Source organism: Ruegeria sp. HKCCE3926 (genome assembly GCF_017872515.1).
Lineage (GTDB): Bacteria > Pseudomonadota > Alphaproteobacteria > Rhodobacterales > Rhodobacteraceae > Ruegeria.
This window is the reverse complement of sequence record NZ_JAEDOU010000001.1, coordinates 22,569-37,042: the sequence shown is the minus strand read 5'-3', so window position 1 is coordinate 37,042 and position 14,474 is coordinate 22,569. Positions and strand designations below refer to the sequence as shown.

17 protein-coding genes and 1 tRNA gene are annotated in these 14,474 nt (G+C 58.2%); 9 read left to right on the top strand and 9 right to left on the bottom strand.

The features are described from left to right. Positions 1–2: 2 nt before the first annotated feature. A complete protein-coding gene (locus I9184_RS00195) occupies positions 3–905 on the top strand; it encodes a LysR substrate-binding domain-containing protein (RefSeq protein WP_171722725.1) in 903 nt (300 codons plus the stop codon). Positions 906–1,128: 223 nt separating this feature from the next. Here I9184_RS00195 and I9184_RS00190 read toward each other — a convergent pair whose 3' ends face one another. From I9184_RS00190 to dgcN, 3 genes are all read right to left on the bottom strand, one after another. Then, a complete protein-coding gene (locus I9184_RS00190) occupies positions 1,129–1,989 on the bottom strand; it encodes a D-amino-acid transaminase (RefSeq protein ID WP_209832245.1) in 861 nt (286 codons plus the stop codon). A gap of 10 nt (positions 1,990–1,999) precedes the next feature. Further along, positions 2,000–2,965: an N-acetyl-D-Glu racemase DgcA gene (gene dgcA, locus I9184_RS00185; RefSeq protein WP_209832244.1), complete on the bottom strand. Its 966-nt coding sequence runs from the start codon at positions 2,963–2,965 to the stop codon at positions 2,000–2,002. Between the two features lie 75 nt (positions 2,966–3,040). After that, complete coding sequence (dgcN, locus tag I9184_RS00180; RefSeq protein ID WP_209832243.1) at positions 3,041–4,042, bottom strand: N-acetyltransferase DgcN; 1,002 nt, start codon at positions 4,040–4,042, stop codon at positions 3,041–3,043. 295 nt (positions 4,043–4,337) lie between these two features. On the opposite strand from dgcN, the gene I9184_RS00175 reads away from it, so the two are divergent. Further along, positions 4,338–5,300 (top strand): L-malyl-CoA/beta-methylmalyl-CoA lyase, encoded by a 963-nt coding sequence (locus I9184_RS00175; protein WP_171722722.1) that lies wholly within the window; start codon positions 4,338–4,340, stop codon positions 5,298–5,300. Between the two features lie 42 nt (positions 5,301–5,342). Here I9184_RS00175 and I9184_RS00170 read toward each other — a convergent pair whose 3' ends face one another. Both I9184_RS00170 and I9184_RS00165 read right to left on the bottom strand, forming a co-directional pair. Then, positions 5,343–5,921, bottom strand: a complete 579-nt coding sequence (locus I9184_RS00170; protein ID WP_171722721.1) for a PA14 domain-containing protein — start codon at positions 5,919–5,921, stop codon at positions 5,343–5,345. Between the two features lie 119 nt (positions 5,922–6,040). After that, a complete protein-coding gene (locus tag I9184_RS00165; RefSeq protein WP_171634561.1) occupies positions 6,041–6,493 on the bottom strand; it encodes an Lrp/AsnC family transcriptional regulator in 453 nt (150 codons plus the stop codon). A gap of 73 nt (positions 6,494–6,566) precedes the next feature. Here I9184_RS00165 and I9184_RS00160 point away from each other — a divergent pair, with 73 nt between their 5' ends. Beyond that, a complete protein-coding gene (locus tag I9184_RS00160; RefSeq protein ID WP_209832242.1) occupies positions 6,567–7,163 on the top strand; it encodes a LysE family translocator in 597 nt (198 codons plus the stop codon). On the opposite strand, the gene I9184_RS00155 is transcribed toward I9184_RS00160, so the two are convergent. Next, positions 7,139–7,291: a hypothetical protein gene (locus tag I9184_RS00155; RefSeq protein ID WP_171722719.1), complete on the bottom strand. Its 153-nt coding sequence runs from the start codon at positions 7,289–7,291 to the stop codon at positions 7,139–7,141. The genes I9184_RS00160 and I9184_RS00155 overlap by 25 nt on opposite strands. A gap of 110 nt (positions 7,292–7,401) precedes the next feature. Here I9184_RS00155 and I9184_RS00150 point away from each other — a divergent pair, with 110 nt between their 5' ends. Next, positions 7,402–8,364 carry an acetyl-CoA carboxylase carboxyltransferase subunit alpha gene (locus I9184_RS00150; RefSeq protein WP_171634566.1) on the top strand — a complete coding sequence of 321 codons (963 nt, stop codon included), beginning with the start codon at positions 7,402–7,404 and terminating at the stop codon, positions 8,362–8,364. A gap of 3 nt (positions 8,365–8,367) precedes the next feature. Here the strand turns inward: I9184_RS00150 and I9184_RS00145 are convergent, their stop codons facing one another. From I9184_RS00145 to I9184_RS00135, 3 genes are all read right to left on the bottom strand, one after another. Further along, positions 8,368–9,498: a lytic murein transglycosylase gene (locus I9184_RS00145; protein WP_171634569.1), complete on the bottom strand. Its 1,131-nt coding sequence runs from the start codon at positions 9,496–9,498 to the stop codon at positions 8,368–8,370. Between the two features lie 113 nt (positions 9,499–9,611). After that, positions 9,612–10,259 (bottom strand): GntR family transcriptional regulator, encoded by a 648-nt coding sequence (locus I9184_RS00140; RefSeq protein WP_209832241.1) that lies wholly within the window; start codon positions 10,257–10,259, stop codon positions 9,612–9,614. A gap of 30 nt (positions 10,260–10,289) precedes the next feature. Further along, positions 10,290–10,985 (bottom strand): SprT family zinc-dependent metalloprotease, encoded by a 696-nt coding sequence (locus I9184_RS00135; RefSeq protein WP_245217951.1) that lies wholly within the window; start codon positions 10,983–10,985, stop codon positions 10,290–10,292. 100 nt (positions 10,986–11,085) lie between these two features. Between I9184_RS00135 and I9184_RS00130 the strand changes: the two genes are divergently transcribed. The 5 genes from I9184_RS00130 to I9184_RS00110 all read left to right on the top strand — a co-directional run bounded on the left by I9184_RS00130 (position 11,086) and on the right by I9184_RS00110 (position 14,322). Further along, positions 11,086–11,412, top strand: a complete 327-nt coding sequence (locus I9184_RS00130) for a TIGR02300 family protein (protein ID WP_171634574.1) — start codon at positions 11,086–11,088, stop codon at positions 11,410–11,412. A gap of 143 nt (positions 11,413–11,555) precedes the next feature. Further along, positions 11,556–11,631: transfer RNA gene (locus tag I9184_RS00125), tRNA-Ala, on the top strand. Between the two features lie 1,029 nt (positions 11,632–12,660). Beyond that, entirely contained in the window at positions 12,661–13,092 is a 432-nt protein-coding gene (locus I9184_RS00120; protein ID WP_209832240.1) for a cytochrome c, read from the top strand. A gap of 10 nt (positions 13,093–13,102) precedes the next feature. Then, positions 13,103–13,444, top strand: a complete 342-nt coding sequence (locus tag I9184_RS00115) for a copper resistance CopC family protein (RefSeq protein WP_171634580.1) — start codon at positions 13,103–13,105, stop codon at positions 13,442–13,444. A 44-nt stretch (positions 13,445–13,488) separates the two neighbouring features. Then, entirely contained in the window at positions 13,489–14,322 is an 834-nt protein-coding gene (locus tag I9184_RS00110) for a CopD family protein (protein WP_348539494.1), read from the top strand. Positions 14,323–14,474 lie beyond the last annotated feature (152 nt).

Here is a 14,474-nt window from a genome sequence, read left to right as displayed (position 1 = left end):
CAATGAGTCAAATTCTGAGAGTTCGGCAGTTGGAGGCCCTGATGGCCGTGACCACCAACGGGTCTGTCACGGCCGCAGCGGCTGATCTGGGCGTGACCCAGCCAGCTGTCAGCAGATTGCTGTCCGATCTTGAAAAATCGCTTGGGTTTCAGCTTTTTGACCGCCGGGAAGGCCGATTGGTGCCAACGCAGGAGGTTCGCTATCTCTTGCCAAGTGTCGAGCGCGTTCTCGAATTAATGAGACAGATTTCGGATGTCAGCCAGGATATCACGCAACGCAAAGCAGGGCACATCCGTGTCGCGTGCCTGCCGGGATTTGCCACCAGCCATTTGCCCAAAGTCGTTGCCGGTTTCCTGAAGGATCGGCCCGGTGTCACCCTGACGATCGAACCTGACAGACCTGAACGCATTCTGGAATGGATGATCGGCGAGCAGTATGATTTCGGAATCACTGACAGCTTTCACGGTCATCCGGCCGTAGAAAGCAGGAACATCGACGTTCGCACGGTGTGCGTGTTCCCCACTGGGCACGAGTTGGAAGGCCTGTCCGAAATTACTCCGGCGGATCTTGCACACAGCAAAATCATCCACACCCGACGCGACAGCGACTTTTTCGGGCGGCTTTCAAAAGTGTTTCAACATGCCAATGTCGAATTGAACTCGCATATCGAGGTCAGGCAGTTCACGGCAGCATGTGAATTGGCGCTGGAAGGTGTCGGTGTCTCGGTCGTTAGCGAACTGGATGCTGTCCAATACACGTCGAGGGGATTGAGTTATCGGCCATTCAAGCCGTCTTTGACGCATACCCTCTCGTTAGTGCGTCCAATTTTGAAGCAACCGTCATTGGTAACGCTGGAATTCATCGAACAGTTTCAGGAAAGCCTGAGCCCTTTCAAGGTCGGGTAACCCCGCCTTCAACCATATTCCTGTGACACAGCAGGAACTGGTCCGACGATAATACCAGTGTTCCGGCTCAACCTTGTAAGTGACCTGCCTTTCGGCCGAAAGCCGTATGTGAACTGTTCATGCTTGGCGGGATTTACAGCGAAATTCACGGCCCCTTGGACCCGATTGATGTCGACACGGCGCCGCTGCAGTCTGCTGCAACGCCGTCCAACATGGTGTTTCTTCAGATCGCGGCCTTTCGGCTTTCATCCAGGTAAATTTCACGAAGGCGTTTGGCAATCGGACCGGGTGTACCATCACCCAGCGTGACTCCGTCAATTTCCACCACCGGCATCACGAAAGCACTGGCCGAGGTCGTGAAGGCCTCATCAGCCTCTTTGGCTTCGTCGATGGTAAACAGCCGCTCTTCAACTTCCATCTGTGCTTCGGCTGCCATGCGCAGCACGGCCTTGCGAGTGATCCCGTGCAGGATGTCGTTGGACAGCGGGCGAGTCACGATCTTGCCGTTCTTGACGAAATAGGCGTTGTTGCTGGTGCCCTCGGTTACAAAGCCGTCCTCGACCAGCCATGCATCGTCGCACCCCGCTTTCTTGGCCATCATCTTGCCCATCGAAGGGTAAAGCAGTTGCACGGTTTTGATGTCGCGGCGGCCCCAACGGATGTCCTCGATAGAGATGATCTTAGCACCTTTCCGTGCCGCCGGGCTGTCAGCCAGCCCGGGCTTGTTCTGGGTGAACAGAACAAGGCTTGGCTTGGTATCGGCCGAAGGGAAGACAAAATCCCGGTCGCCGTCACTGCCGCGCGAAACCTGAAGGTAGACCAGGCCCTCTTCGACGCCATTCAGATCAACCAGCTTGCGGTGGATTTCCAGCAGCTCTTCCTTGGTGCAGGGCTCGGCCATCTCCAGCTCGTCCAGAGACCGCTTCAGGCGCACCGCGTGGCCCTCGAAATCGATCAGCTTGCCATCCAGCACACTGGTCACTTCGTAAACCGCGTCTGCAAACAGGAAGCCACGGTCAAAGATGGATACCTTGGCCTCGGTCTCGGGCAGGTATTCGCCATTTACATAAACGGTTCGGGTCATGTTTGTCTCCTCAGCCCCAGAGCGCCGCTTCGGGCGGGTGAACTCCGGCGTCGTCAAAAATCAGCGGGGTGTCGCGGTCTTCGGCCAACAGAAGCGGGCCGTCAAGGTCCGTCACCACCGCACCCTGCGCCAACAGTGTCGCGGGTGCCATGGCAAGCGAACTGCCAACCATGCAGCCGACCATGATGTCATACCCTTCCGCGATTGCGGCTTTGCGCAGTTCAAGCGCCTCGGTCAGGCCACCGGTCTTGTCGAGTTTGATGTTGATGACATCGTATTTCCCCTTAAGCCCGGGCAGGCTGGCGCGATCATGGCAGGACTCGTCGGCGCAGACGTGCACCGGGCGGTCCATTCCGATCAAAGCGTCGTCGTCACCGGCCGGCAATGGCTGCTCGACCAGTGCCACGCCCAAACGCACAAGATGCGGGGCGAGGTCGGCGTAAACCTCGGCCGACCAGCCTTCGTTCGCATCCACGATGATCCTGGCGTTCGGAGCACCTGCGCGCACGGCCTCGAGCCGGGGCATGTCATCTGGCGTGCCCAGCTTGATCTTCAGAAGCGGGCGGTGCGCGTTCTCGGCCGCCTGAGACTGCATTGCCTCCGGAGTATCCAACGACAAAGTATAGGCCGTGATCTCGGGTCCGGGCACCGGCAGGCCCGCCAAATCCCAGGCGCGTTTTCCTGCGCGCTTGCTTTCCAGATCCCACAAAGCACAATCCACGGCGTTCCGAGCGGCACCGGCAGGCAGCAGGTCCATCAGCGACCGACGGCTAAACTCAGCAGGCAGACCGGCGATCTCGGCCTCGACCGACTCGAGCGTTTCGTCATAACGCGCATAAGGGACGCATTCGCCCCAGCCCTGATGCGTTCCGTCCGACACCTGCACCGTCAGCACCTTTGCTTCGGTCCGTGACCCGCGCGAGATGGTAAACACCTGCGCCAACTGAAACACATCGCGAGAGACCTCTATCTGCACGCACCCGCTCCTTCATCTTTTCCGGAATACTCACGCCGGAGGCGAAACACCCCCGCCACCGGCGCATTGTTCAGATCACATTGCGGCCAGCGCGTCCACCAGCTTACCGGAACCGAAGCGGAACGGGTCGGTTGCGGGCAGACCCAGCTCTTCCTCGACCTTGGCCAGATAAGCCTTGGCGTCGTCTTCGCTCAGGTTCTGCGTGTTGACCGACACACCCGCAACCTGACAGGCCGGATTTGCAATCCGCGCCAGCGGCAGGGCCGTGTCACGCAATTGCGCCAGTGTCGGCAGGGAATACTCGGGCAGACCACGCATATGGGTCCGGGTCGGTTCGTGGCACAGGATCAGTGCGTCGGGCTGCCCGCCATGGATCAGCGCCATGGTCACACCCGAATAAGAGACATGGAACAGCGACCCCTGCCCTTCAATGTGGTCCCAGTGATCCTCGTCATTGTCCGGTGTCAGATATTCGACCGAGCCAGCCATGAAGTCTGCAATGACCGCGTCCAGCGGAACACCCTGCCCGGTGATCAGGATGCCTGTCTGGCCTGTGGCACGGAATGTGGATTTCATGCCGCGCTTGCGCATCTCGGCATCCATCGACATCGCCGTGTACATCTTGCCTGCCGAGCAATCGGTTCCGACTGCGAGGCAACGCTTGCCAGTGCGCTTGCGGCCATTTGCGATCGGGTATCCGACAGTCGGCACACGCACGTCATGCAAGGTGCAACCATGCGTTTGTGCCGCGGCAACAAGATCACCTTCATCGCGCAGCAGGTTGTGCAAGCCCGAAGCCAGATCAAAGCCCATTTCCAGCGCTTCAATCAAAACTTCTTTCCAGGCGTTGCTGATCACACCGCCACGGTTGGCGACACCGATAACCAGCGTTTTAGCGCCGGCCGCTTTGGCCTCGGTCAGGGTCATATCCTTCAGACCCAGATCAGCCTTGCAGCCGTCCATACGATATTGGCCGACGGCGTTTTCCGGGCGCCAATCCTTGATGCCCACAGCCACTTTGGCCGCCAATTGGTCGGGCGCATCGCCCAAAAACAGCAGGTACGGTGTCTCGATCATTGCGGTCACTCCTTTGATTCCGGCCTAAGCTAGAGAAGCGTTTTAACGAGCGTTTCGCGTTTTGGTCCGCCAAACACGGCAGGTACGCGACATTCTTGCGCCACGGACACAAAAGACGCAAAATTCTTCGAAGTTTTTAAAATGATTAAACTTTAATCACCACTTCCCAGCTGCTGACACGCAGCATTCTGCACCCGCATTGCCGCAGATGCACAATCTCCCTTGCGCCAGGTTGCGCAATTTAATACCTCATTGGGCGAGAATATCGCAATTTCATTACCCACACGAGGTCCAGATGAGCTTTCGCATCCAACCCGCCGCGCCTGCACGACCCAATCGCTGCCAACTGTTTGGTCCGGGATCGAATACCAAACTGTTCCCGAAAATGGCAGCTTCTGCTGCGGATGTGATCAACCTTGACCTTGAGGATTCGGTTGCTCCTTCGGACAAGGACATAGCCCGCGCCAATGTCATCGAAGCCCTGAACACTGTTGATTGGGGCAACAAATACATGTCCGTTCGCATCAACGGATTGGATACCCCCTATTGGTATCGTGACGTTGTCGACGTGTTGGAGCAGGCAGGCGACCGTCTGGACCAGATCATGATTCCCAAAGTCGGCTGCGCATCGGATGTCTATGCCGTGGATGCCCTTGTCACCGCCATTGAACGCGCCAGGGGCCGGACCAAACCGATCAGCTTCGAGGTCATTATCGAATCCGCAGCCGGTATCGCGCATGTGGAAGAGATCGCAGCCTCCTCTCCCCGCTTGCAGGCCATGAGCCTTGGAGCCGCAGATTTTGCGGCCTCGATGGGAATGCAGACCACGGGCATCGGCGGCACACAGGAAAACTATTACATGCTGCGCGAGGGTGAAAAACACTGGTCCGATCCGTGGCACTGGGCCCAAGCCGCCATCGTTGCCGCCTGCCGCACCCATGGGGTGCTGCCAGTGGATGGGCCATTCGGGGATTTCAGCGATGATGAGGGATACATCGCTCAGGCGAAACGCTCGGCCACGCTGGGCATGGTCGGCAAATGGGCGATCCACCCCAAGCAGATTGCACTGGCCAATCAGGTCTTTACCCCGTCGGATGAGGCCGTTTCCGAGGCGCGCGAAATCCTGGCCGCAATGGAACAGGCCAAAGCCAACGGTGAGGGTGCAACCGTCTATAAAGGCCGCCTTGTCGACATCGCCTCAATCAAGCAGGCCGAAGTCATCGTGGCGCAGGCCGAACTGATTGCGGCGGGCTGCTAAGCCATAAAAAGGGCGCTCCATCGAGCGCCCCTTTCAAATTCTTCAACGGCCAAAAACGTCATTGGGCGTCCATGTGAAGCGTTCCCCCTTCTTTCCTGACTTCATCATCAGGCAAGAGGTTCCCAGTTTCTGGAAATAGACGATCTTCAATGGATACCAGCCCGCCTTGGGCACTTCCACTTCGGTGCGTTGATTGGCTTCACAGCCCTGAATGCCATTTACCCGGCCAATCTGCTGACCGCCAACCCAAGCCTCTATCCCGTCATTCGACCAGGTTTCCAGCTCGTAAACGCCAGGTGAGTCAAAGCGCATATAGCCTGTGACCTCGGCGGCAACGTTGTAGGCTTGGTCGAAGGTCAAGACATCCTCACCCTTGCTGGTGTCCCTGTAGTCCAACCCGCGCAACGGCTTTCCGGGCTTTGCCTTAGACAGCATGCTTTTTGCCTGACTCAGATCCCGGATCTTCTTGTGTTGATTGCCTGTACCAGAGTATTTGACATTCAACCCCGCCTTCGGAGATGGCTGTGGATTGGCAGGTTGCAGTTTCAACGGGGCAGACAAAGCAGCCCCGGCAATGACCGAGATGGCAACTGCGGTCGCCACTGTTCGAACGAGTTTCATCGTAATCTCCCTGTTTGCGTACCGTTTTGGCTGGGCGTTTCCCCTGGCAACGTCATTACAATGACACTAGGCCCTGAAAATTTGCGCTGCAAGAGAGTGTGGCTTCACATTTCCAGTGGTTAAGCACGCAGATCCTTGGGTGACCCCATGACCACATAGGATGTGATCGACGTGACATGAGGCAGCGTTCCCAGCACCTCGGTATGGAAGGTCTTGTAGGACGGCAGATCAGCGCATTCGACACGCAGCAGGTATTCGATTGTACCGGTTATGTTGTGGCATTCGACCACTTCGGGGGCTTGTTGCAGGGCCCGCTCGAACCCCTCTTGCGCCGCTTTCGTGTGTTCACCAAGACCGACCCCGATATAGGCGACAAAGCCGACACCCATCGCGGCCGGTTTCAGAACCGCACGATAGCCTGTGATTACGCCGGCCTTCTCGAGCTCTTGAACGCGACGCAGGCAGGCGGACGGAGACAGTCCGACCCGTTCGGCCAACTCCAGATTGCTGATGCGCCCATCACGGGTCAGTTCGTGCAATATCTGGCGATTTATCCGATCATTCTTCATCATAAGTTGCAGAAATAGCGGAAATGCGCACGAAAAAGCAATTTCATTTGCTGCCGGTCAGACGATACTTCGCAGCATGACTTACGACATCCTTCTGGCGCTCATCGCTTTTGCCTTCGTGACATCCATTACGCCCGGGCCGAACAATCTGATGCTGATGGCATCGGGTGCGAATTTCGGCTTTCGGCGTTCGATCCCGCATATGCTGGGCATTGGCCTTGGCTTCACGCTCATGGTGCTGCTGGTCGGTGCAGGGCTGGTTCAGGTCTTTGACCAGTACCCGGTCAGCTATTCAGTGCTGAAGGTCGTATCGGTGATCTATCTGCTTTATCTGGCATGGAAGATCGCGCATGCCGCGCCAGCCGCAGGCGATTTGGCAGCGGGGACACCCATGACGTTTTTGCAAGCCGCCGCCTTTCAGTGGGTGAACCCCAAAGCCTGGGCCATGGCCCTGACCGCCACAACCGCTTACACGCCCAATCAGACCCTGCATGCGATTGCGCTTGTGGCGTTGGTTTTCGGGGCGGTCAACCTGCCATCGGTGAGCACATGGACCTTTCTCGGGCAGCAGATGTCGCGGGTGCTGACGAACCCGCGCAGGCTGGTTGCGTTCAACTGGACAATGGCGGTGCTGCTTGTGGCCTCGCTCTATCCCGTTCTCTGGCCCAGTTGACCCAGACAGGTTTCGGCCAGCACATCCTCGGGCGCGGTGTCGGGTGGGTACAGGGTCAGACGCCGCGTTAGTTTGTCGTGGGTGCAGGCCAGAGCGCGCAGCGCGGGGTCTTTCTTGGCGGTGGCCATCAGTATCCGTTTTTCCAGTCGCCCATCTGAAATCGAACATCTTCCTTGCCGAGTTGCATCCGGAGCACCGTCAGGCCATATAGCAGGGAACTTTCGCGTTGAGAGGCGTCATGACCCAGTATCTGGATTTCGAAAAACCGCTGGCTGAAATTGAAGGCAAGGCTGAAGAACTGCGTGCGTTGGCCCGCACCAACGAAGAGATGGACGTAACCGAAGAAGCCGCCGCGTTGGACGCCAAAGCCGCCAAGCTTCTGGATGAGCTTTATGCCGACCTGACCCCATGGCGGAAATGCCAGGTCGCCCGACACCCGGAACGCCCGCATTGCAACGATTACGTCAATGCCCTGTTCACCGAATTCACCCCTCTGGCCGGAGATCGCAATTTTGCCGATGATCTGGCCGTGATCGGCGGGCTTGCACGTTTCAACGATCAACCCGTCATGGTGATCGGCCATGAAAAAGGCAGCGACACCAAATCGCGGATCGAACGAAATTTCGGCATGGCCCGTCCCGAAGGCTATCGCAAGGCGGTCCGACTGATGGAGATGGCCGGGCGGTTCGGCCTGCCAGTGATCACCCTGATCGACACCGCGGGCGCCTATCCCGGCAAAGGCGCCGAGGAACGCGGTCAGTCCGAAGCGATTGCCCGCTCGACCCAGATGTGTCTGAAGATCGGCGTGCCCCTGGTGTCGGTCATCATCGGCGAAGGCGGCTCGGGCGGGGCCGTGGCCTTTGCCTCCGCCAACCGCGTGGCAATGCTGGAACACTCGGTCTATTCGGTGATCTCGCCGGAAGGTTGCGCATCGATTCTTTGGAAAGATGCAGAAAAGATGCGTGAAGCGGCCGAGGCGCTGCGTCTGACCGCTCAGGATCTTCACAAGCTTGGCGTTTGCGACCGGATCATCCCTGAACCCAAGGGCGGCGCGCATCGCGATCGTCCGGCCGCTGTCGAGGCTGTACGCACGGCTCTCACCGATATGCTGGCGGAACTGGACGGCAAAGACGCGGCGACCCTGATACAGGACCGCCGTCAAAAATTCCTCGATATCGGCTCGAAAGGGTTGGCGGCGTAACCGTCAGCCGCCCAACCTGCGCAACAACGCAACCGAGGGTTCTCCGGTGACCGCCAGGCCATTGGCGCTTTGATACGCGCTGATGGCAGACGTCGTGTTTTTGCCGATCACCCCATCCGCGCCTTTCGTATCATACCCTTGGGATGTCAGCCGCCGTTGCAATTCCTTGCGGTCGTCCAATGTCAGACCGTTTGCATCTGGCCCGAACGAGGCCTGAAACGGCGCGCCACCGGCGATTCTGTCCGCCAGATGACCGACCCCGATCGCGTAACTGTCCGAATTGTTATAGCGCTTGATGACCTGAAAATTGCGGAAGACGGCAATGCGCGGCCCGGGTTTCTGCGGTTGCAGCACGGCGACCGGCGTGCCGGAAACGGTTCCGACCTCGCCCCCCCAGGGTTGCCCCCGCACCCAGCCTGCGCGCGACAGGTAAGCAGCGGTCGAAGCCAGCGAATCCGTCGGATCGTCCGACCAGATATCGCGCCGCCCGTCGCCGGTGAAATCCACGGCATAGGCCAGGTAAGAGGTTGGAATGAACTGCGTGTGCCCCATCGCACCGGCCCAGCTGCCGGTCATCCTGTCTGGCGTGGTGTCACCATTCTGAAGGATCTTGAGCGCCGCGATCAACTGGCTTTCAAAGAACTGACCACGCCGCCCGTCATAGGCCAGCGTCGACAGGGCTGACACAACGGGCACATCGCCGCGACGCGCGCCATAGCGGCTTTCCAGCCCCCACACTGCAACGACGATTTCCTTGTCCACCCCGTACTGCGCCTCGATCTGCGACAGCGTCCCGTTGTATTGCCGCAGCATCTTCTGGCCGGTGCTGATCCGCTCGTCCGAGGCGGCAATGGCCAGGTAGTCTTCAAGCGAGCGTTTGAACTCTACCTGATTGCGGTCGCGCTCGATCACATCGGGCAGATACCCTGCCCCCTGAAAGGCGCGGTCAATCGTGGATTGTGAAATACCTTGCGATGCCGCCCTGCCCTTGAACCCGGCAACCCAGGCATCCCAACCCGCATTGGGAACAGCCCGCATACGCGATGCAGGCGCGCTGGATGGCGCACCGCCACCCGTGCAGGCGGCCAACAATGTTGATCCAAGGCAAATGGAAAAAGTCCGTCGAGTGATCATGGCTGTGGTCTGCTCTTGTTTGTGATTTGCCTCAAGAGTAACCCAGTCGGACTGAACAGGCCAGAACGGTGAAACCTTGAGCAGTAGGCGCGGGAATGTCGGCGGGATGCCGCTCAGCTCACCAGCAAGCGCAATCCCTGCGTCACGTCCGAACGGACCGCCAGGCGCAAGCCCGGTTCGTCCCCGGCCTTGAGGGCCGCAATGATCAGCTTGTGATAATGCGGTGGCTCAGTGCGCCTGAGACGCCCGTAAAGCGCCCTCATCGTCGGCCCGAGTTGCAGCCAGACCGTTTCGGCAATGGCCAACATCGCGGGCGCCTGAGCGCGCAGGTAAAGGGTGCGGTGAAATTCCAGATTTGAACGGATGTACCCAACCGCGTCCCGCTTGGTCACCATCTCGGCAACGGTCATGTTGATGGTCTGCAAGCGGTCGATCAGCGCAATATGCGCCCGGGGCAAAGCCCGGCTGGCCAGCTCGACTTCCAGCAACGCGCGCAACGCCGCCAATTCTTCTATCCGGTCGTTGGTCAACTCAGGTGTCGAGACCCGGCCGGAATTGGACAAGAACAAAGCCCCCTCGGCGGCCAGACGGCGCACGGCCTCTCGCGCCGGGGTCATCGAGACGCCGAATTCCTTGCCGATGCCACGCAAGGTCAGCGCCTGTCCCGGCGCCATCTCACCATGCATGATTCGAGACCTCAGGGCTCGGTATACCCAGTCATGAGTGGCAGTTTGGGTGTCAGACGGGCGTGTGCTCAACATCCGCTTATGTGATCACAAAACAGTGCAAGGTCAACTCGGCTTTGCGTCAAACCTGTAACGATGCAGCTCTGCCCCATTGTCACGCAACCAGCGGCGGGGTTGCTGGCAGGGGCCGAAAATGCTTTCCACCTGTTCCCAGAACGCGGGCGAGTGGTTCATCTCGACAAGATGCGCCACTTCATGCGCGGCCACATAGTGCAGCACCTCGGACGGCGCGAGAATGAGCCGCCACGAGAACATCAATCCACCCTGTGAACTGCATGATCCCCAACGTGACCGCGTGTCGCGCAGGCCGAGCGTGCTGTACGACCGCCCCAGCATTGCCGCGTAATCATCACACGCGCCAATCAATCGGTCCCGCGCCAATTCCTTCAGAAACCGGGCCAATCTGCGTGCCTCGGCCCCTTCGGGCACTGCGACCTCATCCGCCATCAACTGAACACGCCGACCCTTGGCGGGCACGATTCGCCGGACAACGCCTTCAATCGGTATCTTCTGTCCGAACTGCACCACGGCCGTTTCCGGCCTGTCCTGCAAATGCTGGCGAATCCACTCTTCTTTGGTACGTGCGAAACTCAGCGCCTCGGATTCAGGCACACCGACCGGATAGGTCAGCGTAACCCTGCCATCCAGTTGAGAAATTCGCAAACTGATGCGCCGCGCCCGGGCGGATTTGCGCAGCCTCAGCGGCACCGGTGGTGTCCCTGGCAGTGCATGCTCTCCCATATCGCGACCTCTCTTGCGCAAAGACTTTGACAGTGCTCTCTGCCTGTGGCAGGTGAGCTGAATCATTTAGACGACTCACCTGATATCAAGGGGATTTGACATGCCCAAGGAAGAATGGGGCGTAAAGCGCGTTTGCCCGACCACCGGTAAGCGATTCTACGACCTGAACAAGGACCCGATCATCAGCCCCTACACTGGCGAGATCGTGGAGCTTGAAACATCCAAAAGCCGCATGATCGCGGCGGATGCAGAAGATGCCGCCTCGGTCAAAGCGCGTGAAAACGCGTCGGAAGAGGATCTGGTTCTGGATGACGACGACTCTGTCGACGTCGAACTGGATGACGATCTGCTGGATGACGATGATGACACCAGTGATGACGTGTCGCTGGATGATATCACCGACATGTCTTCGGAAGACGAAAACTGATCAAGTCAAAGGCGACCACAGGGTCGCCTTTTTCGTTCCACGGACAGCTTAGTGCGGAAATTCGCGTTCGATTCCATTTTTGGACTTGCACTCGTCGTCACTGTCTCCTAAACGTCCGTCCACCGCATCAGCGGTACTTAGATGGGGCCTTAGCTCAGTTGGGAGAGCGCTTGCATGGCATGCAAGAGGTCAGGGGTTCGACTCCCCTAGGCTCCACCAAAACCTAACAATACAACTAGATAGCAAGCATTAGGGCGGTGTGACACACAGGTGTGACGCAAAATGAAGCTGCGTGCGTATCTCTCACTGTCCAGACATGGGATCTATTACTTCCGTTGGCCCCCTGCCCGACACAAAACCAAAACCCCACACTAGACCAAACACCACACGTAGGACCCTTCGTATGTCTTTGCGTACAAGATGCCCTAAAGAGGCTGGTACTCTGGCACGGCGTCTTGCAGCGTGCGGCGACGCAATAAAAAAGCACAAATAACAGTCGGGCATGAACTACGCACAATGATGCCCGGGGTCTCAAGAGTGCTTTGGCAAGGACAAAGGCGCGTGGGATAAATTCAGCCTTTTCAATGAGACTCAGAGGGAGCGCATGATTGATACCATTCGATACTGCGAATTGGGCCATGAAGACTAAGGTGAGAATGCAGCGCACAAAACCGCATCGCAGACACGGTTTGCTTTTTTGCATCTCAGACCACCAGTAAGCGATCTTGTTCCGGGGGATGAACTGTATGGCGTTGTCACGGGCGCTCCCGTGCATTAGCGTCCTGCACCATGGTCATCCGGCGATATTCACTTGTTCTATTGGTTGGCGTTCTGGTCATCCTGACCGGCATTGGCGGTGTTGCGCACGCGCTGTCGAAGGGCTGCGTGGGCCTTCACTGTGAGCACCATACGCAACCTTCCGAACACTCTGCATTGGCAACGAGCGAAGACGTCTTGGCTTCAGGTCATCATCATGATCCGGAGAGTTCCGAAACCGGAGAGTGCAATCCCTTTATCTGCCAAGCCGTTGCATTGCCGTTCCAAGTCAGTGAAGATGCCAAGGGTCGGCGTGATACTGACCCGGAGCTCCATGCTGGAACCCAAGTCAAGCTGAGTGAACCGGGCGCAATCTACAGGCCCCCTGACCTTTGAAGCAGCGCAATTCCCTGCGGATGTACGCGACCAGCACGTGCGGCTGTTCGCGATGTGCCGCAGCGTTACTAGCTTCCAAAATGTCAGGACCAATCCATGAATAAAAGTCACTTTCTAATCGGCGCATGCACTGTCGCTGCGGTCGCCGCTTTCATAACTCTTCGCCCCGGTGGAATCGAAGAAGCCACACCGCATGAAACACGCATAGGCGCCGCCATGGTCGCAATTCGGATGCCGACCATCGAAGGCAATGCCGCAATCGGCCAGCGTGTTTTTGAGGTCTCCTGCGCGTCATGCCACGGCGCCAACGCGGTCGGTGTAGAGGGTGCGGGGCCGCCCCTGATCCACAAAATATACGAACCCAGTCACCATGCGGATGAAGCCTTTCAGAGGGCGGTTTCACAAGGTGTAAGAAGCCACCATTGGCAATTTGGCGACATGCCGCCCGTGGAGGGGCTGACACGAGGTGACGTTGCCATGGTGATCGCCTACATTCGCGAAATCCAGCGTGCCAACGGAATAAACTGAGGGTAACCCAATGAAGAAGATCATGACATTTGCGCTTATGGTTGCGCTTGCCAACGGCGCACTGGCGCATTCCAAGGTCGAAGAAACAACCCCTGCCAACGGCTCCAGAATAACGGATGTGCCTGCTGAAATTGGCCTCAACTTCTCAAAAAACATCCGGCTGACACGGATAGAGATGGCCCATGAAGAACACTCGGCAGTAAGCTTGGATTTGGGTGACCAGACAAATTTTGGTCAGGCGTTCACGATCCCACTGCCGAGCAATGGAACGGGCACCTATGTCATCGAATGGCGCGGTTTGGGTGAAGACGGCCATGCGATGCAGGGCGCGTTTTCCTTTACCGTGGATTGAGCATGCCAGACATCTGGGCGATTGGCGCGATCCTCGCAAAGCTGGTGCTCTACATCGGCTTTGCGGGCTCCGCCGGGCTTGTGATTGTTGGATGCCTCTATTCCGGCCTTGTCGCGCCGGTGAACCTTGCGATGACGCGCCATGCCAGGGCCTTGGCATGGCTTGCTCTTGTCGCGACAGCAGTTGGCTTCTTGCTTCGTGGGGCCGCCTTGACAGGCGGGGTTGACGGCATGGTCGATCCGAAGATGCTTGGCCTGCTGTGGCAGACATCCGTGGGCGACGCACTTGTTTATCGCCTTTCTGGCGCAGTGTTGATCCTTGTGGGGCTGTCCGTTCCTCGCTTTGGTCAGTGGATCGCGCTGTTGGGTGGCACGATCGCTCTGTGGTCGTTTGCGCAGATCGGGCACGTGCCGGAACTGGAGAGCTTTTGTATCCAGCTCCTGCTCCTGCTGCACCTGTTGTGTGTAGCTTTCTGGGTGGGCATCTTCAGCCCGCTGCGGAATATGGCCCTTGCTCCTGAACACCTGAAGGATGCTGCTGAACTCGGTCATGTCTTTGGGCAAGCTGCCACTTGGCTTGTGCCGGCGTTGATCGTGGCGGGCCTTTGGATGGCCTGGTTGCTTGTCGGCAATCTCCAAGAGCTGCTGTTCACTGGCTACGGGCAGGCGTTGTTGCTCAAAGTGTTTTTTGTGGCGCTGCTGTTGTTTCTTGCCGCCGCAAACAAGCTCCGATTTGTTCCGGCCATGCAAGGTGGAGAGGTCAAGGCAGCGCAACGCCTCGCCCGCTCCATCCAGGTTGAGGCATTGATGGTGTTGGTGGTGCTGGCAACAACGGCAACACTCACGAGTGTTCTGGCGCTTCCGAATTCGGGCCATTAGAGCGGGCCAGACACCGGTGCGCGCGCAGTGTGCAGCAACGGCAGCGGCGGTGCACGATCCGATGCGAACAAGGAAGACAATCCCACTCAGGGCCCGCCGACCCTTGCCGCGGGGCCTAGCCATTGGGCTTTGGCAAACAGGGCTCAAGCAGT